The organism is Heyndrickxia sp. FSL W8-0423 (genome assembly GCF_038009395.1).
Lineage (GTDB): Bacteria > Bacillota > Bacilli > Bacillales > Bacillaceae_C > Heyndrickxia > Heyndrickxia sporothermodurans.
Genome location: NZ_JBBPBE010000001.1, coordinates 1,303,974 through 1,320,000, shown reverse-complemented (window position 1 = coordinate 1,320,000; position 16,027 = coordinate 1,303,974). Strand labels below are relative to the sequence as shown.

Genomic DNA, 16,027 nt, shown 5'->3' with positions numbered 1-16,027 from the left:
TTTTGACTACGGATCTTATCACTCGCAGTCTGACTCCTAAGGATAAGTCATTGGCATTCGGAGTTTGTCTGAATTCGGTAACCCGATGAGGGCCCCTAGTCCAAACAGTGCTCTACCTCCAAGACTCTTACCTTAAGGCTAGCCCTAAAGCTATTTCGGAGAGAACCAGCTATCTCCAAGTTCGATTGGAATTTCTCCGCTACCCACACCTCATCCCCGCACTTTTCAACGTGCGTGGGTTCGGGCCTCCAGTAAGTGTTACCTTACCTTCACCCTGGACATGGGTAGATCACCTGGTTTCGGGTCTACGACCTCAAACTCATTCGCCCTATTAAGACTCGCTTTCGCTGCGGCTCCGCCTCTTCAGCTTAACCTCGCTTGAAATCGTAACTCGCCGGTTCATTCTACAAAAGGCACGCTATCACTCGGCGTCTTTCCGAAGGAAATACGCACAGAGCTCTAACTACTTGTAGGCACACGGTTTCAGGTTCTCTTTCACTCCCCTCCCGGGGTGCTTTTCACCTTTCCCTCACGGTACTGGTTCACTATCGGTCACTAGGGAGTATTTAGCCTTGGGAGATGGTCCTCCCTGCTTCCGACGGGATTTCACGTGTCCCGCCGTACTCAGGATCCACTCTGGAGGGAACGAAGTTTCAACTACAGGGTTGTTACCTTCTTTGACGGGCCTTTCCAGACCTCTTCATTTACTTCGTTCCTTTGTAACTCCTGACATAGAGTGTCCTACAACCCCAAGAGGCAAGCCTCTTGGTTTGGGCTTCTTCCGTTTCGCTCGCCGCTACTCAGGAAATCGCGTTTGCTTTCTCTTCCTCCGGGTACTTAGATGTTTCAGTTCCCCGGGTCTGCCTTCCATACTCTATGTATTCAAGTAAGGATACTGCCCCATTACGGGCAGTGGGTTCCCCCATTCGGAAATCTCCGGATCAAAGCTTGCTTACAGCTCCCCGAAGCATATCGGTGTTAGTCCCGTCCTTCATCGGCTCCTAGTGCCAAGGCATTCACCGTGCGCCCTTACTAACTTAACCTAAAATAAGTTTTTTTTAAAACTACTTAAATGGATATCATCCATAAAGTGGCGATTCTCGGTTATTACTTGGTTATTTCTCATATTATCTAGTTTTCAAAGAACAAGGCTACTGATTTCAATCACATCATGATTAATCATCGTAGCATTTGCTTCATGCTGCCTTGCTCCGAGGTGAACCTAATCTTCCTCGAATAAGCATTGCCGCAGGAGCAATTCTATTTAGGTAACATTAGAGTCACTGTATAAGTAATCTCTAATTCCCTAAGATATACTGAAAGGAATTAACCTCTCAAAACTGAACAAAACGAGAACGTCTTTTTTGTAACCACGATAGTGGTCTTCCATATTCCTTAGAAAGGAGGTGATCCAGCCGCACCTTCCGATACGGCTACCTTGTTACGACTTCACCCCAATCATCTGTCCCACCTTCGGCGGCTGGCTCCAAAAGGTTACCTCACCGACTTCGGGTGTTACAAACTCTCGTGGTGTGACGGGCGGTGTGTACAAGGCCCGGGAACGTATTCACCGCGGCATGCTGATCCGCGATTACTAGCGATTCCGGCTTCATGTAGGCGAGTTGCAGCCTACAATCCGAACTGAGAATGGTTTTATGGGATTGGCGTAACCTCGCGGTCTAGCAACCCTTTGTACCATCCATTGTAGCACGTGTGTAGCCCAGGTCATAAGGGGCATGATGATTTGACGTCATCCCCACCTTCCTCCGGTTTGTCACCGGCAGTCACCTTAGAGTGCCCAACTGAATGCTGGCAACTAAGGTCAAGGGTTGCGCTCGTTGCGGGACTTAACCCAACATCTCACGACACGAGCTGACGACAACCATGCACCACCTGTCACTCTTGTCCCCGAAGGGAAATCCCTATCTCTAGGGAGGGCAAGAGGATGTCAAGACCTGGTAAGGTTCTTCGCGTTGCTTCGAATTAAACCACATGCTCCACCGCTTGTGCGGGCCCCCGTCAATTCCTTTGAGTTTCAGCCTTGCGGCCGTACTCCCCAGGCGGAGTGCTTAATGCGTTAGCTGCAGCACTAAAGGGCGGAAACCCTCTAACACTTAGCACTCATCGTTTACGGCGTGGACTACCAGGGTATCTAATCCTGTTCGCTCCCCACGCTTTCGCGCCTCAGCGTCAGTTACAGACCAAAGAGCCGCCTTCGCCACTGGTGTTCCTCCACATCTCTACGCATTTCACCGCTACACGTGGAATTCCGCTCTTCTCTTCTGCACTCAAGTCTCCCAGTTTCCAATGACCCTCCACGGTTGAGCCGTGGGCTTTCACATCAGACTTAAGAAACCGCCTGCGCGCGCTTTACGCCCAATAATTCCGGACAACGCTTGCCACCTACGTATTACCGCGGCTGCTGGCACGTAGTTAGCCGTGGCTTTCTGGTTAGGTACCGTCAAGGTACCGCCCTATTCGAACGATACTTGTTCTTCCCTAACAACAGAGTTTTACGATCCGAAAACCTTCATCACTCACGCGGCGTTGCTCCGTCAGACTTTCGTCCATTGCGGAAGATTCCCTACTGCTGCCTCCCGTAGGAGTCTGGGCCGTGTCTCAGTCCCAGTGTGGCCGATCACCCTCTCAAGTCGGCTACGCATCGTCGCCTTGGTGAGCCGTTACCTCACCAACTAGCTAATGCGCCGCGGGTCCATCTGTAAGTGATAGCCGGAGCCATCTTTCAATTCCCCTTCATGCGAAGAAAAAAGTTATCCGGTATTAGCCCCGGTTTCCCGGAGTTATCCCAGTCTTACAGGCAGGTTACCCACGTGTTACTCACCCGTCCGCCGCTAACTATCAGGGAGCAAGCTCCCATCAAGTTCGCTCGACTTGCATGTATTAGGCACGCCGCCAGCGTTCGTCCTGAGCCAGGATCAAACTCTCCAAAAAGATGTTTGAAATAGCTCTAGTTAAAAAATTAATTGACGTTTCGTTTTGTTCAGTTTTCAAAGATCAATCATTACTTCCTTTTAAGAAGCAACTTTATAATTCTACCATTTTAAAAGTTTAATGTCAACAACTTTTTTGAATTTCTTTTTCTCTCTCAGAAGCGACATTTAATATCTTAACATCTGATTGAACTGTTGTCAACAACTTTTCTTATTTATTTCCGGTTATCTTAACCGGTTTTTATATAATACCACCCATTTCATACTAGGTCAATAGATTATACATGGTAATTCTGCCCAATTTTAATATTGCAATGCTTTGCGGCATTTATTACATTGCTATATAAAAATAACCAACCCCGATATGGAGTTGGCCTCATATTATCTATCTCATTTAATAGAAACGATATTACTTTCCTTCATTTTAACTAAACCTTCTTTTTCTAATACTACTTGCTCACCTTCGATAAGATTGGTGAATACAATTGAAGTTATAATAGAAGGTACTTTTTCTTTTAGGAATTCAAGATCCACTTTTAATAATGGTTGTCCCACTTCTACACAGTTGCCTTCGTTAATTAGCATCTCGAAACCTTCACCTTTTAGATTAACTGTATTGATTCCGACATGGATTAAGATCTCTCTGCCTCCATCTGACATAATACCTAGGGCATGTTTTGTCGGAAACACATTGATGATTTTCCCTTTCACTGGAGATACAATCAGCCCTTCTAATGGGAGGATTGCAAATCCATCACCCATCATTTTATCTGAAAATACTAGGTCTGGAACTTCAGTGATGGGTTTTAGTTCTCCCTCAGCTGGCGATACGATTACTTCATTATTAGATTGAAGAACTTCCACTTCTTTATCTGGAATAATTACTGTTTTATGAAGTCTTTTTCCAGACATAATATCTTTCATTTGCGACTTAATAGTATCTGATTGAGGGCCAAACATTGCTTGAATGTTATTTCCAACTTCTAAAATACCGGCTGCTCCTAATTTTTTCAGACGTTTCTTATCTACATCTTTAATATCATTTACCGAAACTCTAAGGCGTGTAATGCAAGCATCTAAATGAGAAATATTTTTCTGTCCACCCATTGCCTCAAGAATATTAAATGCAAGATCTCCTTCTTGTCCTTGAGTTACTGATTCAAAATCTTGTTCCCCCTCATCATCTTCTCTACCAGGAGTCTTGAGATTAAGCCTCACAATCGCAAATCGAAAAACAACATAATAAATAACTGCAAAACACAATCCTAACAGAATGGCCACCCACCAGCGCTCTTTCCCAGGAAGTATACCAAATAGTAGAAAATCAATTGCACCCCCTGAGAAGGTATAACCTAAATGCACCTTGAGCAAGGCTAATATTGCAAATGATAGACCATCCAATACTGCATGAAAGAAAAATAACAACGGTGAGACAAACAAGAAAGAAAATTCAAGCGGTTCCGTAATCCCTGTTAAGAATGAGGTTAAAGCAGCTGAACCAAGTAACCCTGCGACCAACTTTTTCTTTAAAGGTTTTGCAGTATGGTACATAGCTAAAGCTGCTGCTGGAAGACCAAACATCATGACCGGGAATTCGCCACCCATAAAATAGCCCGCAGTAAGTTTTACATTATCCTTTAATTGTGCAAAGAAAATCGTCATATCACCGTGGACGATATTGCCAGCAGCCGTCTTATATGAACCGAATTCATACCAAAACGGTGCATGGAAAATATGATGGAGTCCAAACGGAATGAGCAAACGTTTAATGAACCCGAAACAGAATGCGGCAATATAAGTTCCGTTTCCCAATAGCCAATTTGAAGCACTGTTCATACCATGCTGAATCGGCGGCCAAATAACTAGCAATAAGAGACCTGCAATTAACGAAGCGACCGCAGTTACAATCGGAACGAACCGTTTCCCTGCAAAGAAACCAAGAAAAGCTGGCATCTCGATTTTATGGAACCTGTTATAACAGAAAGCTGCAAGCAAACCGATAATAATCCCACCAAATACACCTGTTTGTAATGTAGGAATTCCTAAAACATTCGCATACCCAGGATCTTTCTCTACCAATTTGGCAGTCACACCGGCCCAGGTACTCATCACCTGATTCATAACCAGGTAACCTACAATAGCTGCAAGCCCAGCCGCACCATCTCCCGCCAAACCAATAGCAACACCAATAGCAAAAATTAGCGCTAAATTTCCGAAGACAATACTACCCGCATCCGCCATAACACTGGCAATCAACTGAATCCAGTAAGTGTCTAAAAACGGTAAATAGTCCAGTGTTGTTGGCTGCTGTAGCGCATTTCCAAAACCCAACAATAATCCTGCAGCTGGTAAGAGGGCTACCGGGAGCATTAATGCTTTACCGATCTTTTGTAAAACACCAAAGATTTTCCTAAACATTGTAAATCCACCTTTGTCTTTTAACTTTTAATCATAATCTAAACAACTAGAAATAAATTTTTACAACAAAAAAGGCATCGATAAAAAAGATAGAAATGAGTATAGGAATATATTCTCCTTAAAATCCTCACTTCAATATCTTCTCTACTCATGCCTGATCGGATCAGTAACACGTATAAAAGAATGTTACTTTATTTTATTTTGTATTCGCTGTAAATGCATCGTTAAATATACTGCTTCCGCATCAAATACTGGTTTCTTCAATGTATGTTGCATGATCTTGATAAGTTTCCAAGCAAGATTATAACACAAAGGGTATTCTTGTTTTAAAAAGGATGTAATTTTTTCTGGCTCATTCACTTTTTCTCCGTTTAATACACGATCAATTGTATATCTTAGGTGGCGAACCAGTCTCATATAATTCACTTCATCCTTGTCTAATTTTATGCCAAATTGATCCTCAATTGTAGCAATTAATTTAGAGATTAATTGTGAATATTGGTTAATCTCCGATAAATTTTTATTTGTCACTGCACTATGAATATGCAAAGCAATGAAACCAATTTCTCCTTCTGGGAGCTGAATATTAGCTGTATCATTAATCATCTCTACTACTTCACTAGCAATTACGTATTCTTCTGGGTACAACACTTTTGTTTCCGAATTAAACGGATTTTTAATGGCCAGCCCTTTCATTAAACGATTAATCGCGAATAATATATGATCCGTTAATGCAATATGGATATGCTCATCCAAATAAGCTTCCGTTCGTTTCCTTATTAACTCGATCGCAGATATGATTACTTCAAGTGTGTCCTCATCAATAAATGGAAGAAGCTTCTTATATTGGATCTGTTCAACTTCACCTTTTAATAAAAACAGTTTTTCCGCTTCTTGTTTTGAAATGGAACTCCCCTTTTTCCGGTTAAAGCCAATTCCTTTACCAATAAGTACTACTTCCTCATATTTTGAATTAGAAGCAATAACGACATTATTATTAATAACTTTTACTACTTCAAACGCTTCCATAATATTCTCCTAAAGTCCGACAGATTCCGTCATTATTTCTTTAGTTTACCTAAAATAGTAAGGGATATCAATTAAAAGAGAGCCCCAGATGAGGCTCTCTCTGATTTTTACAAAATAAAGATAAAGTATAGGATAAAGATAAAAAAGAAAACATACATCACCGGGTGAATCTCTTTCCATCTTCCTTTTAACAACATAGTAATTGGGTAGAAAATAAAGCCGATTCCAATTCCTGTTGCTATCGAATAGGTCATTGGCATCATAATGATTGTAAAAAATGCAGGAACAGCAATTTCGAACTTTTTCCAGTCAATTTCATTTAGTGATGATACCATTAACACTCCGACAACAATTAAAGCAGGTGCGGTTACAGGTGAAGTGATCACACCTAAAACCGGGAAAAAGAAAAGGGAAAGTAAAAACAATATAGCAGTAATGACACTGGCAAATCCCGTTCTTGCACCAGCTGCAACTCCAGCAGTCGACTCGATATATGCAGTCGTTGTTGATGTCCCTAAAATAGAACCAATGACCGTTGCAGATGAATCAGCAAATAAAGCTCTCCCTGCACGAGGTAATTTATTATTTTTGATTAACCCTGCTTGATTAGCGACTGCAACCATTGTGCCCGCTGTATCAAAGAAATCTACAAATAAGAAAGTTAAAACGACAACTAACATTTTTACTGTAAAAAGGTCACTAGTATGGTGGAATAATGTTTCGAATGGTGCTCCAAAGGTTGGGGCAATACTTGGTACGGCACCAACAATTTTATGTGGCACATCTATTAATCCTACAATCATCCCAGCAACTGTTGTTAAGAGCATTCCGATAAAAATAGCACCTTTCCAGCCTCTTGTCATCATAATAATCGTGATAACAATTCCAAAAATAGCTAAAAGCGTGTTTCCATTCGTTAAATCCCCAAGTCCAACTAGTGTAGCATCATTATCAACGATGATTTCTGCATTACGAAGTCCAATAAATGTAATGAACAAGCCAATCCCCGCGCCAACGGCTAATTTTAATTCAACAGGAATGGCATTAATGATTTTTTCTCGAAATCCGAATAAAGTTAAAATGACAAAAATAATTCCTGAAAACAGAACACCAGTTAATGCTTGTTGCCAAGACATACCAAGTGTTAGTACGACCGTATAAGCAAAAAATGCATTTAATCCTACGCCAGGTGCAAGTGCGATTGGATATTTCGCTAAAAATGCCATGATTAATGTACCGACAGCAGCTGCAAGCGCTGTTGCCACAAATACAGCTCCAGAATCCATACGCAAAGCATCTGGGAAATCTTTTACAGAAGATAATGACAATGTTAACGGATTTAAAATTAGAATATATGCCATTGATAAAAACGTTGTGATCCCACCAATGATCTCACGTCGATAATTCGTCCCTAGTTCATCAAATTGAAAATATTTTTTCATTGTCTCTCCCCCCATCGATAGATAACGGAAATAATAAACGCCCCGAACAAATTTGTTCGGAGCGTTGACCTTAAGGTTTAGAAAAAAGCGCAGGCAGGGAAACGTAGAAATCCCACCTATATCTCACAACCTCGTAGTCAAGCTATTTACGGCAGCTTGGTAGAAACTTATCAGGCCATATCCCCGAAATTATACGATGTTTACTATTTAATTTATAAATATAGTTTATATAGTTTTAAAGCGCTAGTCAATAAAAAAGCGAATAATATTAATTATTTTCAAATTAATGTTCGTGTATTGTAAATAAATTGCTTGTCTAGGCCGGATAAGGCTCCTTCACTTTTCTTATTTCCATTCTACTTTAAGGATGCAGGGTATTGTCCTTTTTGAGCAACCAAAGCTAATCAAAATAAGCGGATATTTTCCGGTTATACAGCAGAATAGAGCTCAAATCGGGAGGAATAAGCGGAGTTTTTCCGCTTAAGCAAAGCAAATTTACTTATTTTCACGTTTTTCGAGTTAATAGTCGGAATTTTTCCGGCTATTTAAGATATTTTCAGTGCTATTTTCTTAATTAAGGGGAATTTTTCCGCTTACTTTTCAAACTCAGTTTAGCGTCTAACGAACTTGTACAATTTCTCCTTTAATTAACAAAAGCTTGAGAAAAAAACCCCAAGCTTTTGTGCTAATTATATTGTTATTCAATCCTACGAAATCTTACGGTTAAACCACTGATACAACTGCCTTCCCAGCACTTTTAATCATTTGAATGTTAGATATCTACTCCCACTCAATCGTTGCAGGTGGCTTAGATGTAATATCATACACTACACGGTTCACATGGCTAACTTCATTAACGATACGTGTTGAAATTAGTTCAAGTACATCCCATGGAATACGTGCCCAGTCAGATGTCATTCCATCGATTGAAGTAACGGCGCGAATGCCAATTGTGTAATCATACGTTCTTGTATCTCCCATAACCCCTACACTGCGAATGTCAGGAAGAACGGTGAAATATTGCCATATTTCTCGATCAAGGCCAGCCTTTTTAATTTCTTCACGTAAAATATAATCAGATTCACGAACAATTTCTAACTTTTCTTCAGAAATCGCTCCAAGCACACGAATACCTAAACCAGGACCTGGGAATGGTTGTCTCCAAACAATGTCATCAGGAATTCCTAGTTCTGTTCCAAGTGCACGAACCTCGTCTTTAAACAATGTATTTAACGGTTCAATCAACGTAAATTGCATATCTTCAGGAAGACCGCCGACATTATGATGTGACTTGATTGTTTGTGCAGTAGCTGTCCCACTTTCGATAATATCGGTATACAATGTTCCTTGTGCAAGGAATTCAATACCTTCAAGTTTTGTCGCTTCATCATCAAATACGTAAATAAATTCATTACCGATAATTTTACGTTTTTTCTCTGGGTCAGATACTCCTTCGAGCTTTCTCAAGAAACGGTCTTTCGCATCGACTTTGATGACATTCATATGAAAGCCTTCGGCGAAAGTTTTCATAACACTTTCTGCTTCCCCTTTACGCAATAAGCCATGATCAACAAAAATACATGTTAATTGATCACCTATTGCTTTATGGATAAGAACGGCTACTACAGAAGAATCGACTCCGCCGCTAAGTGCGCAAAGAACTTTCTTATCTCCTACTGTTTCACGGATTTTTTCCATTTCGATTTCGATAAAGTTTTCCATTGACCAATCCGCAGAACAATGACATACATCAAATACAAAGTTTCTTAAAATATCATTTCCGTATTGTGAATGTTGGACTTCTGGATGGAATTGCACAGCATATAACGAACGATTTTCATCACTCATCGCTGCAATTGGACACGAAGGGCTGACAGCATCGACAACAAAACCTTCAGGTGTTTCTGTAACAAGATCCCCGTGACTCATCCATACAACTTGTTCGTTTGGAAGATCTTTAAAAAGTCCCGCAGATGGTTGAACATTGATTTTTGCTTTACCATATTCTCTATGAGTAGCAGGCTCAACTTTTCCACCGAAATGTTTGGTCATCAATTGCATACCGTAGCAAATGCCAAATACCGGAATTCCTAAATCGAAGATTGCTTCATCACAGCGAAATGAATTTTCATCATACACACTATTAGGCCCACCGGAGAAAATAATGCCTTTTGGATTCATCTTTTTAATTTCATCTACCGTAATGGTATGTGGGTGTAGTTCACTATACACACCAAATTCACGAATTCTTCTAGTAATTAATTGATTGTATTGACTGCCAAAATCAAGGACGACAATCATTTCTTGTGTTATTTCAGGCATATCGATTCCCCCAACCTAAGTTTTTTCTTAATCATATTTTCCCCTATTAGTAAGGAAACTATATCAGCATATCGATTGAAAAATACAAAAAAACTAGAACTCCACCTCAAATAAATTAAGAAGGCAGAATTCTAGTTTCAAAGCATAACTAACTACATCATTATACAATAATGATGACAATTAATAGAATCACACTGCCTTCATAGTTAAATCATTCACGGTGATTTAGTAGAGACTTCTGGACCATATTTCCAAAATTATATGAAGCACTATTTTTTTAATTGTCATCATTTTATACTTGTTTAAACATACGGTCAACCCGTTGTCTTTTTAATTAAATTTTCCCACAATTCCCGAGTCTGTTCCCAATCAATCTTGATATTTTCTCCCCGATAAATATTTCTCTCATATTGTTCGGTTAATTGATACATCGTCTCTGTTCCAAAGTAATTATCCACATTTCTTGCGTATTCCCTCAATGTTTGACCTGTTTCTTTTCGCAAGCCAAATCTCTCTAACTGTTTTAAAAGTGACAAATAGGCTTTCGAGAACGTTTCCGTGTCATTTCTTGCTCGGTATTTCCAAATAAGAATGTAAGGTAGCCATTTGCTGCGCTTTAAATAGATAAAACCCGAAATCAGCATAACAATGATGATACTAATAACGATGAACATCCAATGGTCTTGGAAAACTTTCGTTGTTTTTTCCCACAAGTTTGTAAATGAAAATCCATCTGAACTGGTCGTTTCATTATCTGCCTCTTGTTCTTTTTGCGGTTTCTTTTTAACTTCTTCCTCTTTTGGTGTAGTAGAGGCAGCCTGTGCCTTTGTAGTCAGATCATTATTGAAAACAGAGTTATTTACAAAGCCCATCGTCGGCTCAAAAGGTACCCAGCCTACATTTGGAAAAAAGACTTCAACCCATGAGTGTGCATTATTATTGGTTACTTTATAAATATTTTGCGAAACACCCTCCGACCCTTGATATTCCCCTGATGAGTATCCTTTGACCCACCTGGAAGGGATTCCAATTGAGCGAAGCATCGTAACCATAGAAGTAGAAAAATTATCACAATATCCTCTTAGTGTTTCAAATAGAAATTGATCTACATAATCTTGATTCTCTTTTGGAATTCCCACGTTTTTCTTATCATATTTATATTTACCGGATTGCAAATATCCTTCGATCGCCTTTGTCTTATCGTACCAATTCGTTTTATCCTTTGTTAATTCCTCCGCGAGATCCTTTACACGCTTCGGAAATTTTTCTGGTAACTGAATATAACGCGGATCAAACTGTGCATTCTTACCAGTTATTTGACTCATTTTTTTTATGCTATATCGTTGAAGTTGATAAATTACCATGTAATCCCTTATATACAAGGGATCATTATTTTGAATAGCTGTAATTTTTTCTGTCGCATCATTTACTGAGAAGGCATCCTCCTTCTCCGGGTCAATACCAGATGGTTTATTATATAAAATATTTGTAAATCCATACGTATGAACAAGATTCGGGCTTCGTTGTTCTAGCGTAATTGAAGCGGATTTGGATTTTTTCCTATTTTCCTTCTCGTCTTTTGAAGATGGTACCAAACCTTTATTTAACGAAATCGGAATATCGTCCTGCATTCGATAGGTGGATGTTGCATCCGGTTTAGATGCTTTCCATCCTTTCCCTGTGTATAAGTCTTTTGTTTCCATTCTCCAATATTGACGCGATTCTGCTACAACCCTAAACACAACCGTATCATCACCTTCAAAGGGCCCGCCCAACTTAGAATCATCCACACGATAGCCAACTTTTTTTACGCTTGATCCTATTCCTTCTTTATTCCCATTCTTGTCCGCTCCAGCATAGGATTTCAAATAAGGAACAGGATCTGGCCATATAGGAGAGGCTTTAGGGGCAATAAGGGCTATGAAAATACTGCCAATAATCATTACGGACAGAGGGACCATCCATTTTGTCATTAACTTTTGCGTAGACCGTACATTTTCTCTTTCGACAAAACGTTGAAAAAATAACATACCTAATAGAACAAATCCAAAAAAAACCGTTCTTACAATCGCAAACTTACTATTGTATGGAGTAAATGTATCAAGGACCGTTATGTAAACAATGGTCATCACAAAAAATAGAAATACATTTCTCCTTACGATCACCCAATATCTTAGCAAATACATAATTAGCCATAGCAAAATAAAAAACAACATTGTCCTGAACTCATTAGTGAGTTGACTCCAATTTCCGGCGAATAATAGACCGATATTTTTCATGATATCAGTTAACAAAATACTTACCCACTCTATTCCAAATATCGGTTTGTCAAAGAAAATATGATGTAACGAAAGGGATATAAAAATGATTTTTAAAACGAACACTGGGAAAAATGGAGCGTTAAATACGTACAAAATAAATGAAAGGATTATAAATATAATAAACAAAGATGTATTTCCCGTATTTGCAACTTCCTTTAAAGGATAGATCCATTCTAGTAAAAGAAAAAACTAAAAAGATATAAAATCAGTGAAAGACCTTTGTTATTTTCCCTTATCGTCATCTTTGTTTCACCCCCGTTAAAGCCGAGCGGAAATCCTTTTCATGAAGGAAATTTACAAACACTCCATAACGAGTGGCAATCGAACTTAATTGGTATTCGTCATCAAGAAATGGTTCGTTATCATTTTTTACGACAAAAATAATCACCGTTCCAGTTCTTTGCACATGTTTCCTTACCATATCAACTAACGCCTGTGTTAAATTAGAAGTGATAATTAATAAGGAAGCTGATCGTTGATAGAATGCTGACTCGCCATCCAAAATACTAGAAATATGGACATTACTATCCGCTTTTACTTTAGCTAAATGATGGAATAGTTGCTGTCTATACTCCTCTCCTCCCCTAATTGGGAAAATGGTACGCTCCTGTCCAATTGAGTAAAACCCTATTTGACCACCATGTTGAATAATCGTGCGAATGATTGATGCAGAAAATTTCACACATTCCTCAAACGATGAAGAAGGTGAGCGATCTAAAATAATGGATACATCATTCGATTGGCGCTCTTCGAATTCTTTCGTTTTCATCTCATTTATTCTCGCTGTCGCCTTCCAATCAATCCATGTGAAACGATCACCCGGTTCATAATTTCGTATTCCCGCAACCATTGATGTATCATTTTGAATTTTTATTTGAGATGCTGTAGCTCCTTGCTCATATCTACTTTCAAAAGAGCGGTAAATAATATCCGAAAAGGCAGGATAAACTAGTATCGATTTCTCCAAAGAATAATCCTTTTCCTTTTCAAATAAGCCAATAGGATCGCCAATTTTGACATATATTTTATCAAAATGGTGTTCTCCTCTCGGTAAATTAGGCATACTGTACTCAAGTTGAATATGTTTTTTGAAACCTGGAAATACAATTTGCTTCCCATTCTCCTTAGAAAGACTTGAAGTGTTATTGATGATGAGAAAAAAGAGTGGGAATGAATATTTTCTATTTATTTTTATGACGACATTAAGATGTTCCCCGGCTAAATAAGTATCTTTATTAAATGTTCTTTCGATTACCAAATCTCCAAGAGGGTAAAAGGCAATACATAATGCATAGAGAGCGAAGGGGACAAAACTGAAAAATAGGAACCAGCTAACAAAGCCACCTTGAAACATGGCATAGGAGAAAGTTAATAGAATAAAAATAAGAAGAAGAATTAGTTTCCCCCATGTTTTTAATTTTGTTTTCATCATTATCTCACTGCCCTTTGAACGGGAACCTGTACAAATTTAATTACTTCTTTTACAATATCTTCTGCTGTTTTGCCGCCATATTTAACCTCGGATTTAACAATAATTCGATGCGAAAACACGAATGGGGCTAAATATTGTACGTCGTCAGGAATAATGAAATCTCGGCCATGTAATAAAGCATAAGCTTGTGATGCTTTCATTAATGCGATTGATCCACGAGGACTTACCCCTAGGTAAACATTCGTATGATTCCTAGTGTAATTTGCTAGTTCTACAATATATTGTTTAAGTGTTTGATCGACATACACTTCTTTTACTTCATCTTGTAATTCCACTAATTCGGAAAGAGTAATTACCGAGTCTAAACGGTCAATCGGTGCTTGTTTTTGTGTTCTATCTAATATATCTATTTCTTCATTTATATTTGGATACCCCATTTTCATTTTTAAAAGAAAACGATCTAACTGAGCCTCTGGTAAAGGGTATGTACCTTCATATTCAATCGGGTTTTGTGTTGCCATAACGAAAAACGGTCGCTCCAATTTCCTGGTATTTCCATCTACTGTGACACTGCTCTCCTCCATTCCCTCAAGTAAAGCGGATTGTGTTTTCGGAGATGTACGGTTTATCTCATCGGCCAGAATAATATTTCCCATAATTGGACCTGGTCTATATTGGAATTCTAATTCTTTCGGATTATATATTGATACTCCGATCACATCGGAAGGCAATAAGTCTGGTGTAAATTGGATTCTCTTAAAGTTGGCATTTACTGATTTGGCCAATGCTCTTACCATCATTGTTTTTCCAACCCCTGGAACATCTTCTAATAAAACATGCCCTTCAGCTAATAACGCAACAAGACTGAGTTCCGCCACATCTGATTTCCCAATCATTACTTTTTCGATATTATTTATAACTTGCTTTAATTTTGGATGAAAAATGGTATCTTTCATTCGAATCCCCCTATTATCTCTATCAATGTAGTCTGGAAAATTTTAAAATTTCTTATTATTTTTAGCATACTATGAATTGGGATGAAGAAAAAGAGTTGAACGAAAAAATTCCTAGACTTTTTCCTTTTTTTTATAGGGTTTTGAGAATAAACAATGGTCCGTTCCTTTCCGCTGCAGGCACTTGCTTTCTGCGGGGCTGGCGATGAGCCTCCTCGTCGCTCCGCTCCACTCTGTGCTTTTAATACGTTTAAAAAACAATTTTTAAAAGAACCTAATATAATAAAAAAAGAGCCCCTTAGGACTCTTTTTTATTTCCAAAAATCATCAAATATTGTGATTGGCATGTGTCGTTTATGTTCGGATTTTTGATATAGTTTTTCAATGGTTTGTTGTGCTTGCTCTGAAACCTTTTTTCCTTCTAGGTAATTATCAATTTCGTCATAGGTGACGCCTAATGCACTTTCGTCTGACAATTGCGGCCGTTCATCTTCAAGGTCAGCTGTTGGTGTCTTTAAGTATAAATGCTCTGGGCATCCTAGTTCTTTGAGCAGCATTCTACCTTGACGCTTATTTAAGCGAAAGATAGGTACGAGATCCGCTCCGCCGTCTCCATATTTTGTATAAAATCCTGTAAGGTTTTCAGCTGAATGATCGGTACCAAGAACAACGCAATTTTCCATGGCGGCAATACTATACTGTGCTTTCATCCGCTCTCTTGCTTTTTCATTACCTTTTGCAAAATCAGATAAGATAATGCCTGCTGCTTTCAATGAAGCTTCACTTGCATCGACAGCAGCTTTAATGTTTACTGTTATAGCTTTAGTGGGGTTAATAAATGTAATTGCATCCTCCACATCTGCTGCATCCTTTTGAACACCGTACGGAAGCCGAACAGCAATAAATTTATATTCATTATTCCCAGTTTCTTTACGCATCTCATCAATCGCTAGTTGCGCTAGTTTTCCTGTTAAAGTAGAATCCTGGCCCCCTGATATACCTAAAACAAATCCTTTAAAAAAGGGATATTTCGATAAATAATTTTTAAGGAAATCTACACTCTTTCGGATTTCCTCATGGGCATCGATTGTAGGACTCACTTTCATGTTTTCAATGATTCTTCTTTGTAGCTCATCCACTTCGCATTACCTCCATTATC

Annotated in this window: 8 protein-coding genes, 2 rRNA genes and 2 riboswitches (1 of these 12 running past the window's edge); all 10 genes read right to left on the bottom strand. The window is 39.0% G+C overall.

Going from position 1 to position 16,027, the window contains the following annotated elements:
* Nucleotides 1-1,043: ribosomal RNA gene (locus tag MKY81_RS06680) — 23S ribosomal RNA — on the bottom strand; it reaches 1,916 nt to the left of the window's first position.
* Between the two features lie 356 nt (nt 1,044-1,399).
* Nucleotides 1,400-2,952: ribosomal RNA gene (locus MKY81_RS06675) — 16S ribosomal RNA — on the bottom strand.
* The 16S and 23S rRNA genes sit together here, the layout of an rRNA operon.
* A gap of 389 nt (nt 2,953-3,341) precedes the next feature.
* Entirely contained in the window at nt 3,342-5,369 is a 2,028-nt protein-coding gene (gene ptsG / locus MKY81_RS06670; protein ID WP_341117207.1) for a glucose-specific PTS transporter subunit IIBC, read from the bottom strand.
* Between the two features lie 186 nt (nt 5,370-5,555).
* A complete protein-coding gene (gene glcT / locus MKY81_RS06665) occupies nt 5,556-6,398 on the bottom strand; it encodes a glucose PTS transporter transcription antiterminator GlcT (protein ID WP_108072271.1) in 843 nt (280 codons plus the stop codon).
* Nucleotides 6,399-6,505: 107 nt separating this feature from the next.
* On the bottom strand, nt 6,506-7,840 hold the full coding sequence (locus MKY81_RS06660) for an NCS2 family permease (protein WP_108072269.1): 1,335 nt from the start codon (nt 7,838-7,840) through the stop codon (nt 6,506-6,508).
* Between the two features lie 114 nt (nt 7,841-7,954).
* Nucleotides 7,955-8,057, bottom strand: a riboswitch (purine riboswitch).
* Nucleotides 8,058-8,620: 563 nt separating this feature from the next.
* Nucleotides 8,621-10,162, bottom strand: coding sequence for a glutamine-hydrolyzing GMP synthase (guaA, locus tag MKY81_RS06655; RefSeq protein WP_108072268.1), 1,542 nt, complete (start codon nt 10,160-10,162; stop codon nt 8,621-8,623).
* A 183-nt stretch (nt 10,163-10,345) separates the two neighbouring features.
* A riboswitch (purine riboswitch) is annotated at nt 10,346-10,447 on the bottom strand.
* 29 nt (nt 10,448-10,476) lie between these two features.
* Nucleotides 10,477-12,609 (bottom strand): transglutaminase TgpA family protein, encoded by a 2,133-nt coding sequence (locus MKY81_RS06650; protein ID WP_341117204.1) that lies wholly within the window; start codon nt 12,607-12,609, stop codon nt 10,477-10,479.
* A gap of 112 nt (nt 12,610-12,721) precedes the next feature.
* Nucleotides 12,722-13,912 carry a DUF58 domain-containing protein gene (locus MKY81_RS06645; RefSeq protein ID WP_213083808.1) on the bottom strand — a complete coding sequence of 397 codons (1,191 nt, stop codon included), beginning with the start codon at nt 13,910-13,912 and terminating at the stop codon, nt 12,722-12,724.
* A 2-nt stretch (nt 13,913-13,914) separates the two neighbouring features.
* Nucleotides 13,915-14,871 carry an AAA family ATPase gene (locus MKY81_RS06640; RefSeq protein ID WP_107920701.1) on the bottom strand — a complete coding sequence of 319 codons (957 nt, stop codon included), beginning with the start codon at nt 14,869-14,871 and terminating at the stop codon, nt 13,915-13,917.
* A 308-nt stretch (nt 14,872-15,179) separates the two neighbouring features.
* Nucleotides 15,180-16,007, bottom strand: a complete 828-nt coding sequence (nadE, locus tag MKY81_RS06635; protein ID WP_107920700.1) for an ammonia-dependent NAD(+) synthetase — start codon at nt 16,005-16,007, stop codon at nt 15,180-15,182.
* Nucleotides 16,008-16,027 lie beyond the last annotated feature (20 nt).